This is a genomic window from Tsukamurella sp. NPDC003166, assembly GCF_040611135.1.
GTDB lineage: Bacteria > Actinomycetota > Actinomycetes > Mycobacteriales > Mycobacteriaceae > Tsukamurella.
This window is the reverse complement of sequence record NZ_JBEXNL010000002.1, coordinates 290,041-304,186: the sequence shown is the minus strand read 5'-3', so window position 1 is coordinate 304,186 and position 14,146 is coordinate 290,041. Positions and strand designations below refer to the sequence as shown.

The window sequence follows — 14,146 nt, the reverse complement described above, 5'->3', positions numbered from 1 at the left end:
CACGCCATGACCTCGCTGCCGCCCTTCGACCCCAACGGCTACCGCAAGCGCGTCCTCGCGCAGGTCGCCAAGCGCGGCGGTCCCGACCATTCGGACGCCTTCGAGCTCTACGACCTCCCGCTCGACGGGGCCGCCGACCTCCCCGACGCCGCGGTCGCCGTCCGGATCGAGGACGTGTGGGGCTTCTGGCAGCGCCAGCGCGACCACCCCAAGTACCGTACCCTCGTCGCGCAGTTGGTCGACGAACACGACCGGCGCAGCGCACCGCTGCGGAGCGCGGCGGACCGTCGGGCCGAGGCCGAGCGGGTGCGGACGACGCGGGAACAGCGCGACGCCGGCCGGTACGAGATCCTCGACACCGCGATCTCCCGGCTCGTCGAGCGCTACGGCGGCGTGCCCGCCGAGAAGGTGCCCGGGCTGGAGGAGATCGGCGCCCTCGGCGGGCTGAGCGCGGCCGAGGTCGCCGAGCGCCTGCGGCGGCACCGGCTGCTCCCCGACACCGCAGCGCCGGCCCCGACACCACCGGTGCCATCCGGCCTGACCGCGCAGCGCCGCGCGCAGATCAGCGCGCTGCTCGCGGAGTGGAGCGGCCTGCGCGACGAGTTCGTCCCGACCCTGTTCGCCCTCCTCGGCCTCGGTCCGGCCGACGCCCACGACGTGGTGGAGATCCGGGAACGCGCCGACGTCCTGCACGGGCGGGCGCGAGAACTGCCCCCCGGCCGCCTACGGGCCGTGCTCGACGAGCTGGTGGTGCACGTGCGCGACGTGCTCGCCGCCGGCGGGCCCCTCGCCGACGCCTACGCGCGCGCCGTTGTCGAGGACGTGACCGAGGCGCTGCGCCCGAAGGTGCGCGCGGCGATCCTCATCGAGGACAGGCTGGTCGGCCCCGACTACGAGTTCCTCGCCGACGAGGGCGTGCGCCTGGGCATCGACCGCGCCGTGGCCGAGCAGGTGCTCGCCGACCTGGCCGCCGAGTACGGCGGCGGCGTCGGGCACGCGCCGCCCGCACCCGCGCCGGCACAGGCGCACCCCACTCCGGCACCGCCGGCACCGCCGAATCCGGTTCCGGCGGGCGGGGATCGGGCGTGGGAGGCGCCACTGCGGGCGGCCCGCGCCGCGCTGCGCCGGGGTCGGCCCGCCGAGGCGGCCCGGCTCGCCGCGCAGGCCCGGGACCTCGACGACGGCACGGCGGCCACGCAGGTCCGTGCGGTCGCGGACGAGGCGCAGCGCGTGCTCGACGAGGCCGCGGACCTCTGGCGCGAGGTCGTCGCGGCGCGGGCGGACCGACGGTACGCCGACGCCGCCCGCGTGCTCGCGCAGCTGCAGCGTCGCGCCGTGGACGCGCCCGCGCCGGCCGGCCAGCCCGACCTCCCGACCGCGATCGACGAGGCGCAGCGCGCGCTCGGCGGCCCCGCGCCGGCCCCCGTCGCCCCTCCGCCTCCCGTTCCCGCCACCACGCCGGCACCGTCGGCCCGGCCCGCGGCGCCGACGGCGGTCACGGCCCGCCAGGTCGACGGTGCCGTGCTCGTCACCTGGGCCTCGCCGCACCCGGCCGCCGACTACCGGGTGAGCCGGCAGCAGCCCGACGGCGCGTGGAAGGTGGTGGGGCGCACCCGCGCCACCGAGCTCGAGGACGGTGGCGCGCCGCGCCGCACGGTCCCGACCTACGCCGTGATCGCGGTCGTCGACGGCGTCGCCTCCGACGAGGCCCGATCGAGCGCCGCACCCCGCGCCGAGGCGGCGCCGCCCGTCCCCGTCACCCCGGCACCGGCGCGACGGGCACCGTCGGGACCGCCGGCGGCGCCCCCGAACGACTTCCCCGCCGTGACCAACGTGGCGCTGGCGGGGGGACGCCTGACCTTCGACTGGCCGCCCGAGATCACGGAGGTGTACATCGCCGCGCGGGTCGCGGGACCGCCGCGCTCCCCCACCGACCCGACGGCACGGTCCTGGAAGGTCACCAACACGCGCTATCAGATCGACGGTGGCGCGGCGCTGCCCGCGGACCTGGCGCGGCCCGCGCACCTCGCGGTCGCCGCCTGCCGGCGCGGGCCGGACGGAACCCTCGTGCTCGCCCCGGATTTCGCGGAGAGCGCGCACCTGCGGTTGGATTGACGGGTGTCAGAATCCGCCTCCCGCGCACAGAAGGGGAACGTGCGGCTCGCCCTCATCCTGGGCTCGCTGTCGGCGTTCGGTCCCATCACGACCGACCTCTACCTCCCCGCTCTCCCGGCCGCCGCCGCCGACCTGGGCGCCTCGCAGCCCGCGATCCAGGCCACGCTCACCGCGTGCCTCATCGGCCTCGCCCTCGGGCAGGTGTTCGTGGGGCCGCTGTCGGACTCCATCGGACGACGCCGGCCGATGGTCGTCGGGATGGCGCTGTTCGTCGTCAGCTCGCTGCTGTGCGCCGTGGCACCGTCGGTGTACCTGCTGGACGCCGCGCGCCTGCTCCAGGGCTTGGCGGGCGCCGCGGGGATCGTGCTCAGCCTGGCGATCGTCCGGGACATGTTCGACGGTGTCGCCGCCGCCCGGATGATCGCGGCCCTGATGGCGGTGGGCGGCGTGGCGCCGATCATCGCGCCGCTCGCCGGTTCGCAGCTGCTCCGGTTCACCGACTGGCGCGGCCTGTTCGTGGTGCTCGCGGTGCTCGGCGTGGCGCTGCTCGCGATCGCCGCGGCGAAGGTGCCGGAGACCCTCCCGGAGGCGGACCGTCGACCGGTGGGCTGGGCGTCCGTGGCCAACGGCTTCGCATCGCTGGCGCGCGATCGTCGGTTCGTCGCGTTGACGCTGACGGGCGGACTCGCCTTCGCGGCGATGTTCGCCTACATCTCCACCTCGGCGTTCGTGTTCCAGAGCCACTACGGCTACTCGGAGTCGGCGTTCAGCGTGGTGTTCGCGGTCAATGCGCTGGGCCTGCTCGCCACCAACCTGATCGGCGGCCGGCTGGTCGGGCGGGTACCGGTGGCGAGCCTCGTGCGGATCGGCCTCGCGGGCATGGTCGTGGGCGCCGTCTCCTCGCTCATCACCCTCTCGCTCGGGCATCCGCCGCTGGTGATCGCGTCACTGTTCGTCACGGTGTCGAGCCTCGGCCTGGTGATGCCGACGGTGGCCGCGCTCGCCCTCGACGACCATGGCTCGCTCGCCGGCACGGCGTCGGCGGCGCTCGGCGCGGCGCGCATGGTGCTCGGCGGCGTCGCGGCGCTGTTCGCCGGGATCGGCGGGAACCCCGTGGTCCTGGGCGCGGTGATGGTCTTGTGCGCGGTGGGCGCCGCGGTGTCCTTCGTCGTGGCCAAGCGAGCGCCAACCGCCCGACGGTAGCGTGGGACACATGACCGATTCAGTGTCTCGAAGCTATCGCTCACTACCGGGAATCAGCACACGCGCATGGGAGCACCCGGCCGACCGCGCGGCGCTCGTCGCACTGCGCAACCTCAAGGGCTTCGACACGGTGCTCAAGGCGATCTCCTCGCTGCTGCGCGAGCGCCAGCACCGGCTGCTGTTCCTCGCCTCCGGCGTCCGCGTGGACGACCGCCAGTTCCCGCACCTCAACGACCTGCTCACCGACTGCGTGCGCGTGCTGGACGCCTCGTCGACGCCCGAGCTGTACGTCGTCCAGGACCCGACGGTCAACGCGATGACCATCGGGATGGACCGGCCCTTCATCGTGATCAACACGGGCCTGCTCGAACTGCTCGACGAGGAGGAGCAGCGGTTCGTCGTGGGCCACGAGCTCGGGCACGCGCTGTCCGGGCACGCGGTGTACCGCACGATGCTGATGCACCTGCTGCGGCTGGCGGGCAGCTTCGGCTGGGTCCCGATCGGCGGCTGGGCGCTGCGCGCGATCGTCGCGGCGCTCATGGAGTGGCAGCGCAAGTCCGAGCTCTCCGGCGACCGGGCGGGCCTGCTCTGCGTCCAGGACCCCGATGTCGCGATGCGCGTGCACATGAAGACCGCGGGCGGCACCCGGTTGTCCGACATGGACACCCAGCGCTTCCTGGCCCAGGCGGCCGAGTACGAGCGCACCGGCGACCTGCGCGACGGCGTGCTCAAGCTGCTCAATCTGGAGCTGCAGTCGCACCCGTTCTCGGTGTTGCGCGCCGCAGACCTGAACCGGTGGGTCGAGCGCGGCGACTACGGGCGTATCGTGGGCGGCGCGTACCCGCAGCGGGCCGACGACGACAAGGCCAGCGCCGCAGACGAATTCCGCACCGCGGCGCGCGGTTACAAGGAGGGCTTCGACGCCTCGGCGGACCCGCTGATCACCACGCTCCGCGACTTCGGCTCGTCCGCCGTGAACACCGTCGGGCAGGGCGTCACGGACGTCGCCACCGGCATGAGCCGCAAGATCGACGAGTGGCGCCGCAACTCCCAGAGCAAGCAGGACGGCACCGGCTCGGAGTAGAGCTCAGGCCGGCGGGGCGAGCACGCTCAGGGGCATGGGTCGCATGGTACTCCCCGAGGCCTGCGGACCACGGTCCGAAAGACCTGTACACCGTGCGCCTGTGGATAACCGGCTTTCCTCCACAGGCAGGCACGTCCCGCCCGATTCCCGACGGTGCCGTGCGGCATCGTCGGGGCATGCGCACCGTCACCCGAACGTCCTCGGCCGCCCTTGCCGTGCTGCTCGCCGGCGCGGGCGCACCGTCGGCGATGGCGCGCGACTACGACTGGCCCCTGGACCCGAGGCCCGCGGTGGCGCGGCCGTTCGCGAATCCCCAGAAGCGGTGGCAGCCCGGGCACCGCGGGGCCGACCTCGCCGCGGCCCCGGGGCAGGTGGTGTACGCCGCAGGCGCGGGCAGGGTGAACCACGTCGGACGCGTCGACGACCGGGTCGTCGTCTCGGTACTGCACCCGAACGGTCTGCTCACCACCTACGAGCCGATCGACGGTCCGCTCGTGCGCGAGGGCGAGGAGGTCGGCACGGGCACCGCGCTCGGCCGCATCGCCGCGGGGCACGAGGGCTGTCCGGTCAGTGCCTGCCTGCATTGGGGCCTGCGACGGGGCGCGGGTCACGCCGCGGAGTACTTCAACCCGCTGCTGCTCGTCGGCGCGGCGCCGGTGCGGCTGCTCCCGGACGCCGGCCGTGCATGACGACACGGGCGGCGCGGCCCCGCCGAGAGGACCGCCGAACACGGCGCACGCGGGGTGGGAGTGCGACGATGGTCCCGTGACGGACGAACAGACCCCGGACAGCGCACCGTCGGACGCGGGCGACGGTGAGACGAACGCGGAACGCCTGGCGGAGGCGCAGACCATCGCCTACCCGAGCGGATCGGCGCGCCGCTCCCGGAGGGCCTCGCAGGACGACCCGACCCTCGTGGTTCTGTTCGGCGCCACCGGCGACCTGTCGCGGCGCAAGCTGCTGTGCGGCCTGGGCTATCTCGCGGTGTCCGGGCTCGCGCCGGACATGCGGGTGATCGGGACCAGTCTCGACGACATGACGGACGAGGAGTTCCGCGCCTTCGCGAAGAAGGCGATCGACGAACTCGGCAACCGCAAGCTCACGGACGCGCAGTGGGAGTTGTTCGCGCCCAAGCTGTCCTACGTGAACACCTCCGCCGGACCCGAGGCGCTGGCCGCGAAGGTGGCGGCGGAGGAGAAGGTGCTCGCCGACACCGACGAGCACGGCGATCCCGCGCGGGTGCGTCGCCTCTACTACCTCAGTGTGCCGCCCAAGGCCGCCACGAAGGTGATCGCGACCCTGAACGAGGCCGGCCTCGTCGACCGTTCGCGCGTGGTCATGGAGAAGCCCTTCGGCGAGGACCTGGAATCCGCGCTGGCCCTCAACGACGAGGTGCACAGGACCTTCAAGGAGAAGCAGATCTTCCGGATCGACCACTTCCTCGGCAAGGAGGCGGCGCAGAACATCCTCGCGTTCCGGTTCGCCAACGGCCTGTTCGAGCCGATCTGGAACCGCAACTTCATCGATCATGTCCAGATCGACATCCCCGAGTCGCTGGGCCTCGACGCGCGCGCCGCGTTCTACGAGCCCACCGGCGCGTACAAGGACATGGTGGTCACGCACCTGTTCCAGGTCATGGCCTTCGTCGCGATGGAGCCGCCGACGGCGCTGGAGCCGCGCGCGATCTCCGAGGAGAAGAACAAGGTCTTCCGCTCGCTGGAGCCGATCCGGCCCGAGGACGTGATCCGCGGCCAGTACGCCGGGTACCGCCAGGAGGAGGGCGTCGACCCGGAGTCCGACACCGAGACCTTCATCGCGCTCAAGGCGCGGATCGACAACTGGCGCTGGGCCGGCGTGCCCTTCTACCTGCGCACCGGCAAGAAGTTGGCGCAGGGCATGCGGATCATCTCCATCGCCTTCAAAGAGGCGCCCAAGTCGATGTTCCCGGCCGGCTCGGGCATCGGCCAGCAGGGCCCGGACCACCTGACCTTCGACCTCGCCGACGAGTCCAAGGTGTCGCTGTCGTTCTACGGCAAGCGCCCCGGACCGGGCATGCGCCTGTCGAAGCTGTCGATGCAGTTCTCCACCGAGGACACCGAGCAGGCCGACGACGTGCTCGAGGCCTACGAGCGGCTCATCCTCGACGCGATCAACGGCGACCACACCCTCTTCACCACCGCCGAGGGCATCGAATCCCTGTGGGAGCGGTCGATCCCGCTGCTCGACGACCCGCCGCCCGTGCGCCAGTACGAGCCCGGTTCGTGGGGCCCGAACTCGATCCACCAGCTCATCGCCCCGAACGCCTGGCGCCTGCCCTTCGAGCGCAGCTGGCGCGACTAGGGCCTCACGCGCGCGGGTGGGCCTGCTCGTGCGCCGCCCGGAGCCGGGCCACGCTCACGTGCGTGTACAGCTGCGTGGTGGCGAGCGACGAGTGGCCCAGCAGTTCCTGCACGACGCGCAGGTCCGCGCCACCGTCGAGCAGGTGGGTGGCGGCGGTGTGCCGGAGCCCGTGCGGTGCCACCTCGCGCCCGCCCGGCACGGACGCCGTGATCTCGTGCACGACGGTGCGCGCCTGCCGCGGGTCGAGCCGTCCGCCGCGCGCCCCGAGGAACAGTGCGTCGCCCGAGCGCGCGCCGACCAGGCCGGGCCGGGCCTCGTCGAGCCACCTGCACAGGGCCGCGGCGGCGGGCGCGCCGAAGGGCACCGTCCGCTCCTTGTCGCCCTTGCCGATCACGCTGAGCACGCGCCGCCCGTGGTCGACCGAGCCGAGGTCGAGCCCGCACAGCTCGCTGACGCGGATCCCAGTGGCGTACAACAGCTCCGCGATCGCGAGGTCCCGCACCGCGATCGGGTCGCCCTCGGCCGCACCCGAGGCCGCGTTGCGCAGCGCCCGGGCGGCATCGTCGGAGGAGAGGACCGCGGGCAGCGTGCGGTGCGCGCGCGGGGCCTTGAGCCGGGTTCCCGGGTCCTCCGGTAGCAGCCCGCGGCGGGCGGCCCAGGCGGTGTAGGTCCGCGCCGAGGACGCCTGCCGGGCCAGCGTGGTGCGGGCGGCACCGGACGCCGCCCGCTCCCCCAGCCAGGCGCGCAGGGTCGCCAGGTCCAGACGGTCCGCCGTCACCCCCCGCTCGCCGGCGAACGACAGGAGCGCGGTGAGGTCGGCGAGGTACGCGCGCACGGTGTTCGCACTGCGCCCGCGCTCGAGACGCAGATACGTCTCGTACTCCGCCAGCGCATCACTCATGGCACCAGCGTAGGACCCCTCCGCCCCCGTCCCCGATTGAACACTGTTACGAACATTCTGACCTGCGGTTTCACCGTCGGTAACAGTGTTCAATCGGGCAGGGGCGCGTGGGCGGTCTCCCCACACCGTCGGACCACCGGGAGGGCGACGAGTTGCAGAACGACGAGGTAGATCGGAAAGGCGAGGTCGAGGCCCTTGCCGTGCAGCGCCGTGCCGATCGCCGGGACCGTGCCGCCGAAGACCGCGGTCGCCAGCGCGAACGCCGTTCCGGTGCCGAGGACGCGGATGTGGGCGGGGAACATCTCCGCGAGCGCCGTGCCGAGGCACGCCATCATCAGCGCCGTGATCGCCATCCCCGTGCTCTGCACCGCGAGAACGACCGCGGGCTCGGCGCTGATCGTGAGGAACAGGGGGACGGTGCAGACCGCGCCGGCCACCAGGAAGGCGTACATCAACGGCTTTCGCCCGATCCGGTCGGACAGCCGGCCGAGCGGGATCTGGACCAGGCCGTAGACCACGAACGCGATCGCCGAGATCGTCACCGCGTCGGCCTTGTCCAGGCCGGCGGTGAGGATCGCCCAGGTGGGCACGTACGTACTCCACGTGTAGAACACCGCCGCGGTGACGGATGCCAGGACGAGGGCCCGCCAGAACGCGCCCCGATGGTCGGTCAGGATCTCCCGGTACGGGTTCGCCGCGGGCCGCTCGCGAGCCGGTTCGAGGGTCTCGTCCGCGCTGCGCCGGATCCACCACGCGACGACGGCGAGCACCGCGCCGATGAGGAAGGGCACCCGCCACGCCCAGTCCGCCATCGCTCCGGCACCGACGGAACGGACGAGCAGGGTGATCGCGAGCAGGCACAGGACCTTGCCCAGGCTGGAGCTGACGTTCGTGATGCTGCCGTAGGTGCCGCGACGGTCCGCGGGGGCGGACTCGACGAGGAACGCCGTGGCCGTCGACAGCTCGCCCCCGGTCGACAGGCCCTGGATCAAGCGCGCCACCGTCAGGATGACCGGCGCCAGGAGGCCCACCTGCTGGTACGTCGGCGCGAGCCCGATGAGGAGGCTGCCCAGCCCCATCAGCGCGACACCGCCGGCGAGCACCGGTCTACGCCCGAAGCGATCGGCGAGCCGGCCCATCAGCACGCCACCCACGGGACGCACGAGGAAGCCCACCGCGAACACGCCGAAGGTCGCCAGCAGCGGCACGACCGAGTCCGCGCCGCCGGGGAAGAACTGCCGGGAGAAGTAGATCGCCAGGAACGAGTACGCGCTCCAGTCGAAGTACTCGACGAGGTGCCCCACCGCGCCGGTGAGGATCTGGGTCCGTCGCTGCGGGCGCTCGTCGCGCGATGCGCTCACCAGGGGCTCGGTCACGGAAGAACGATACCGAGTCGGCGGCACCGTTCGCCCGAGGCGGCCGACTCGGCATCGGTCACGAATCGACAAGCCGCCCGCCCGTGGCCCCTTCCTCATGGCACGGCCGCGCCTTCCGTCCGGCGCCTACCTAGTTCGCCAGCCGCCAGAGCGCTCCATCGCGGCGGATGAGGCCCTTCGTCTCGAGCACGGCCAGCTGCATCATCACCGCCCGTGCGGGAAGCCCTGCGATGGAGGCGATCTCGGACACCGGCAGTCCGGACTTCGCGGGCAGCGCGTCGTGCACCCGCAGCGCGGGCCCGTCGAGGCCGTCCGTCGGTCGCTCGGGGACCTCGAGTTCGAGGGCGAGTTCGCCGATCCGGCCGACCTCCTCGATCACCTCGCTAGACCTGCTGACCAATGTCGCGCCGTCCCGGATCAACTGGTGGCAGGTCACCGAGGTGGCCGCTGTGACCGGTCCCGGGACGGCGCAGACCGGGATGCCCCGCCGCCCCGCCCACGTAGCGGTGTTGCGCGTCCCCGACCGGAAGCCGGCCTCCACCACCACGACTCCCCCGGTCGCGGTGCCGACGATCCGGTTCCGGTTCAGGAACCGATGCCGGCCGGGCACCGTTCCCGGCGGGTACTCGGACACCACGACGCCCGCCTCGGCTATCCGCCGGAACAACCCGGCGTGGCCCGCCGGATACGGCCGGTCGAGGCCGCCGGCGACGAAGGCGATCGTGCGCCCCTCCGCCGCGAGCGCGGCGCGGTGGGCGGCACCGTCGATCCCGTAGGCGCCGCCGGAGACGATCGTGAAACCCTCCGCCGACAGGTCACCGGCGAACTCGTCGGTCACCCGCTCCCCGTAGGTCGACGGTGCGCGCGTGCCCACCATCGCCACCGATCGCTCCAGCAACTCGTCGAGCCGGCCGCGACCCACCGCCCACAGCGCGACCGGACGCAGCTCGCGGACCTCATCCTCGTGCTCGGTGTCCTCCGACGGGTGGCGCTCGGCGAGCCGCCGCAGGGACTGCTCGGGCCACTCCTCGTCGTCGGGGGTCACCAGCCGGCCGCCGAGGTGCGCGACGTGTTCGAGATCGGCGGCGGCTCGATCGGCTGCAGCGCGCCCCGCTGTCGCGTCGGCGACCGCCTCGAAGCCCTCGGGGAACTCCCGCCGCCGCACCATCTGCGCGGCCTCCGCGGCACCCACGAGATCGATCAGCGCGACCAGCGGACCGCACGGCGGCTCCGCCACCCGGCTCAGGTACGCCCACGCGCGTCGGACGTCGTCGTTCATGTCCACCCCTTCTCCCGGAACTGCAGTGCCAGCCCCACTTCGCTCTCACCGGGCCGGTCCAGGCCCTGCAGGTCCGCGAGCGTCCACGCCAGCCGCAGCGAACGGTCCGCGCCCCTCGCGGTGACCTTCCCCTGCCGCAGATAGGTCTCCAATGGGCGCAGCGCCTTCGCGGGCAGCCGGAATCGCCGGCGCAGCACCACTCCCGGCACCTCGGAATTGGTCAACCAGCCCTCGCCGGCCCACCGTGACGCAGCCGCCTCGCGCGCCGTGCGTACGCGCTCGCGCACCACGGCGCTGGGCTCCTCCGCGGTGTCCTCCGCGTGGAGCGCACCGGTGGTGGGCGGTTCCATCCGCACCCATAGGTCCACCCGATCCAGTAGCGGTCCGGACAGCCTGCCCAGGTAGCGCCGGCGGACCGTCGCCGTGCACGTGCAGTCGTTGTCCCGCGCGGGAGCACACGGGCAGGGATTGGCCGCCATCACCAGTAGGAACCGGGACGGGTACTTCACCACGCCGTCGCGCCGAGCGAGGCGGATCTGCCCCTCCTCCAGCGGCGTGCGCAGTGCCTCCAGGGATTTGGGCCCCATCTCGGCGCACTCGTCGAGGAACAGCACGCCACGATGAGCGAGCGAGACCGCACCGGGCCGGGCCAGCCCGCTGCCGCCGCCGACGAGCGCGCTCACCGTCGAGGTCTGGTGCGGCGCGACGAAGGGCGGCACGGTGATCAGCGGCCGATCGGCCGGAAGGTCGCCGGCGATCGAGTGGATCGCGCTCACCTCCAGTGCCTCTCTGCGCCCGAGCGGGGGCAGGATGCCCGGCAGTCGGGACGCGAGCATCGTCTTCCCGATCCCGGGCGGCCCCGTCATCATGATGTGATGCGCGCCCGCAGCGGCGACCTCGAGCGCGAACTTCGCCTCCGGCTGCGCCACCACATCGGCCAGGTCCGCCACCGTCGGATCCACATCGTCGACGACGAGTGGACCGGGCTCGGCGAGTACACCCTCCCCCTCGAGCCACGCGACGACGTCCGCGAGGTGCGCGGCGCCGAGCACCTCGATGCCGTCCACGAGCCCCGCCTCGTCGAGATTCGACAGCGGCACGACCGCACGGGAGAAGCCCGACTCCTTGGCCGCCAGCACCGCGGGCAGCACCCCGCGGACCGGCCGGACCCGGCCGTCGAGCGCCAGCTCCCCGAGTAGAACGGCACCGTCGAGCCGACCGATGGGCACGCGCTCCGCGGCGAGCAGGATCGCGACGGCCAACGGAAGGTCGTACACAGAGCCCACTTTCGGCAGAGTCGCCGGCGAAAGTGCCACCGTGACCCGGGTGTCCGGGAACCGGATGCCGATGTTGACCACGGCCGCCCGGATCCGGTCGCGGGACTCCTTGAGCACCGTGTCGGGCAGGCCCACCAGGTGCACGGCGGGCAGACCCGGCCCGATGCAGCCCTCGATCTCGACCACGGCACCGTCCACCCCCGTGATGGCGACGGAATGCACCTTGCTCAGCGCGGACATCACGCGACCCCGGCGCGGTACTCGAGTGTCACCGGTCCGCCCGGCGGCGTGAAGACGGCGGCCACGTCGATGCGGACCTGCGCGAACGCACCCTCCGTCTCGGCGAGCCACCGCGAGGTCAGGGCGCGCAGTTGCGCGACCTTGCGCGGCGTCACCGCGTCGAAACCCGTGCCGAACGCCGTCCCCGTCCGCGTCTTCACCTCCACGATCGCCAGCAGGCCGTCGGGCGCGCGGGCGATCACGTCCAGCTCGCCGCGCAGCCCTCCGCCCGAGTACCGCCAGTTCCGGGCCAGTACCGTCCAGCCGCGGTCCGTCAGGAATCGACAGACCACGTCCTCACCGGCGCGCCCCACCTCGTTGTTCCCCATGCGCCGATCATGCGCCGCGCACACCACAGGCACCGCCCGGGAAGGCGGCGCCTGTGGAGAGAAAAGGTTATGTACGCATAGTTGTGGACAGCGCGCGCCGTGGACTCATTCCTGTCGGACGAATCGTCCCGCCATCGCGACGATCTCCGCCCGGCCGACGGACGCCCCCTGCACGAGGACCCGGAACACGACCGGACCCACGAGTTCAGCCGCGGCCGCCGACGGATCCAGCTCGGCAGGCAGCCGTCCGGCCTGCTGATTGCGCACGACGACGGTGCGCGCGGCGCCGCCGAGCGGGTCGGCGCCCGCCATCAGCCGGGCGACCTTGGCGTCGTGCTGGGCCTCCCCGATCAGCGCCCGATAGGCCAGGCCCGCATCGGATTGCGTGAGGAACCGCACGACCGCCTCGAGGAAACGCTCGACGTCCTCGCGCACCGTCGAACAGGATTCGACGGCGAGCTCGCCGGCGGCGTCCGTGGCGCTCGCCTCGAGCAGGATCTCGGCCTTGGTCGACCACCATCGGTAGACCGTCTGCCGGCCGACCCCTGCCCGCTCAGCGATGCCCTTCATCGTCATGGCGGCGTAACCCTGTTCGACGAGCATGTCGTCGACGGCCCGCAGCACGGCGGCGCGCGCCTCCGCACTGCGCGGCCGCCCGGCCTGCCGCTCGGTCTGCGTCATCGCGTCACCGTAACAACCGTCTCGGCACGCGCCGCGCCGTCACGCGCGCGCCACCACCGCTCGGGCGCGGGCCGCGGACCGCGCCTCGACGCCGCAGACGATCGCGGCCAGCGCCGCGACGACCGCGCAGAAGACCAGGCCGGCGGTACGCAGCCCGACGGCCGCGGAGAGCGCGCCGACGCCGATCGCCGGGAAGGCGAGCATCACGTACAGGCCCGCGAAGAAGGACGACGAGACCTCGGCGCGGTGCGCGGGCTCGACCTGCTCGACGGTGGTGGCGATGCCGGCGTTCATGCAGAGACCGCCGAACAGGCCGAGCACGGCGGCCGAGAGCAGCAGGGCGACCAGGGACTGCGCCGCGAGGGCCGTCGCGAGCAGCGCCGCGGCCACGACCAGCCCGCCGCAGCCGACCACGAGCGCCGTGCGCGGCGCCAGCGTGCGAGCGACGAGCTGGCCGATCGCCATGCCGGCGAAAGCCAGGAAGACCACGAAGCCGGCGAGGGTATGGCCCGGCAGGTGCAGGAAGCGGGCCAGGAAGATGGCCGAGACCGCGGTGAGAACTCCGGTCACGGCGAACGCGGAGCCGGCGGCGAGCACCGCCCGCACGAAGGCGCCGTGGATCTCGCCGGGCACACGCGGGCGCCGCGGACGCAGCCGCACGCTGCCGGCGATCGCGGTCCTGGGCGCGAACGCCCACAGTCCGGCGAACGCGATCACCGAGAGCACGAGGTGGACCACGAAGGGCACGACGAGCGGCGACCCCGCGAGGTCGGCGACCGTACCGGCGAGCAAGGTGCCGAGAGCCAGGCCGCCCGTGTTGACGGCGACGGCGAGCGTGCCGGCGGCCGCCCGCTTCTCGGGTGCGACGAGGTCGATCACGGCGGCCGTGCCGGTGCCGCTCATGAGACCGGCGCCGAGGCCGGAGACGATGCGGGCCACGATGAGCAGCGGCAGCGACGGGGGCAGCAGGAAGAGGAGGGCGCTGACGACCGCCAGGGTCACGGCGATGAGGAGCACCGGGCGGCGCCCGATCTCGTCGGAGAGCCGCCCGAAGACGGTGAGTGCGGCGACGACGCCGAGCGCGTACACCGCGAAGAGCACGGTGACCGTGAGCGAGCTGAATCCGAGCTGCGCGGAGTAGATCGAGTAGAGGGGCGTGGGGAGGGTGGTACCCATCATGACCACCAGGAACGCGAAGGCGGTGGACACGACGGCCGGCGCTGTGCGGTGGACACCCCTGGAACTATCAGTCCGATCAAGCAACATGAGCTATTCCTTCTAT

Annotated in this window: 12 protein-coding genes; 5 read left to right on the top strand and 7 right to left on the bottom strand. The window is 73.0% G+C overall.

Translation table 11 applies throughout. From position 1 onward, the window contains the following. Positions 1 to 6: 6 nt before the first annotated feature. The 5 genes from ABZX10_RS03690 to zwf all read left to right on the top strand — a co-directional run bounded on the left by ABZX10_RS03690 (position 7) and on the right by zwf (position 6,742). Positions 7 to 2,115: a hypothetical protein gene (locus tag ABZX10_RS03690; protein ID WP_355534628.1), complete on the top strand. Its 2,109-nt coding sequence runs from the start codon at positions 7 to 9 to the stop codon at positions 2,113 to 2,115. Positions 2,116 to 2,118: 3 nt separating this feature from the next. Then, entirely contained in the window at positions 2,119 to 3,318 is a 1,200-nt protein-coding gene (locus tag ABZX10_RS03685) for a multidrug effflux MFS transporter (RefSeq protein WP_355534626.1), read from the top strand. Positions 3,319 to 3,328: 10 nt separating this feature from the next. After that, on the top strand, positions 3,329 to 4,402 hold the full coding sequence (locus ABZX10_RS03680; protein WP_355534624.1) for a M48 family metallopeptidase: 1,074 nt from the start codon (positions 3,329 to 3,331) through the stop codon (positions 4,400 to 4,402). Positions 4,403 to 4,578: 176 nt separating this feature from the next. Next, entirely contained in the window at positions 4,579 to 5,091 is a 513-nt protein-coding gene (locus tag ABZX10_RS03675) for a M23 family metallopeptidase (RefSeq protein WP_355534622.1), read from the top strand. 145 nt (positions 5,092 to 5,236) lie between these two features. Continuing rightward, positions 5,237 to 6,742: a glucose-6-phosphate dehydrogenase gene (zwf, locus tag ABZX10_RS03670; RefSeq protein WP_355534853.1), complete on the top strand. Its 1,506-nt coding sequence runs from the start codon at positions 5,237 to 5,239 to the stop codon at positions 6,740 to 6,742. Positions 6,743 to 6,746: 4 nt separating this feature from the next. On the opposite strand, the gene ABZX10_RS03665 is transcribed toward zwf, so the two are convergent. From ABZX10_RS03665 to ABZX10_RS03635, 7 genes are all read right to left on the bottom strand, one after another. Further along, complete coding sequence (locus tag ABZX10_RS03665; protein WP_355534620.1) at positions 6,747 to 7,643, bottom strand: tyrosine recombinase XerC; 897 nt, start codon at positions 7,641 to 7,643, stop codon at positions 6,747 to 6,749. An 89-nt stretch (positions 7,644 to 7,732) separates the two neighbouring features. Then, positions 7,733 to 9,019, bottom strand: coding sequence for an MFS transporter (locus ABZX10_RS03660; protein WP_355534618.1), 1,287 nt, complete (start codon positions 9,017 to 9,019; stop codon positions 7,733 to 7,735). A 130-nt stretch (positions 9,020 to 9,149) separates the two neighbouring features. Then, on the bottom strand, positions 9,150 to 10,298 hold the full coding sequence (gene dprA, locus ABZX10_RS03655) for a DNA-processing protein DprA (protein WP_355534616.1): 1,149 nt from the start codon (positions 10,296 to 10,298) through the stop codon (positions 9,150 to 9,152). Further along, positions 10,295 to 11,815 (bottom strand): YifB family Mg chelatase-like AAA ATPase, encoded by a 1,521-nt coding sequence (locus ABZX10_RS03650; RefSeq protein WP_355534614.1) that lies wholly within the window; start codon positions 11,813 to 11,815, stop codon positions 10,295 to 10,297. Before ABZX10_RS03650 ends, dprA begins: the two co-directional genes overlap by 4 nt. Then, positions 11,815 to 12,183, bottom strand: coding sequence for a YraN family protein (locus ABZX10_RS03645; protein ID WP_355534612.1), 369 nt, complete (start codon positions 12,181 to 12,183; stop codon positions 11,815 to 11,817). The genes ABZX10_RS03650 and ABZX10_RS03645 overlap by 1 nt, the downstream gene beginning before the upstream one ends. 105 nt (positions 12,184 to 12,288) lie before the next feature. Then, positions 12,289 to 12,864: a TetR/AcrR family transcriptional regulator gene (locus ABZX10_RS03640; protein ID WP_355534610.1), complete on the bottom strand. Its 576-nt coding sequence runs from the start codon at positions 12,862 to 12,864 to the stop codon at positions 12,289 to 12,291. 39 nt (positions 12,865 to 12,903) lie between these two features. Continuing rightward, positions 12,904 to 14,130 (bottom strand): MFS transporter, encoded by a 1,227-nt coding sequence (locus ABZX10_RS03635; protein WP_355534608.1) that lies wholly within the window; start codon positions 14,128 to 14,130, stop codon positions 12,904 to 12,906. Positions 14,131 to 14,146: the final 16 nt, after the last annotated feature.

Coding starts and splice junctions, on each gene's coding strand:
- ABZX10_RS03690 (WP_355534628.1), top strand. CDS start 7: ATGACCTCGCTGCCGCCCTTCGACCCCAACGGCTACCGCAAGCGCGTC.
- ABZX10_RS03680 (WP_355534624.1), top strand. CDS start 3,329: ATGACCGATTCAGTGTCTCGAAGCTATCGCTCACTACCGGGAATCAGC.
- ABZX10_RS03675 (WP_355534622.1), top strand. CDS start 4,579: ATGCGCACCGTCACCCGAACGTCCTCGGCCGCCCTTGCCGTGCTGCTC.
- ABZX10_RS03665 (WP_355534620.1), bottom strand. CDS start 7,643: ATGAGTGATGCGCTGGCGGAGTACGAGACGTATCTGCGTCTCGAGCGC.
- dprA (WP_355534616.1), bottom strand. CDS start 10,298: ATGAACGACGACGTCCGACGCGCGTGGGCGTACCTGAGCCGGGTGGCG.
- ABZX10_RS03650 (WP_355534614.1), bottom strand. CDS start 11,815: ATGTCCGCGCTGAGCAAGGTGCATTCCGTCGCCATCACGGGGGTGGAC.
- ABZX10_RS03645 (WP_355534612.1), bottom strand. CDS start 12,183: ATGGGGAACAACGAGGTGGGGCGCGCCGGTGAGGACGTGGTCTGTCGA.
- ABZX10_RS03640 (WP_355534610.1), bottom strand. CDS start 12,864: ATGACGCAGACCGAGCGGCAGGCCGGGCGGCCGCGCAGTGCGGAGGCG.
- ABZX10_RS03635 (WP_355534608.1), bottom strand. CDS start 14,130: ATGTTGCTTGATCGGACTGATAGTTCCAGGGGTGTCCACCGCACAGCG.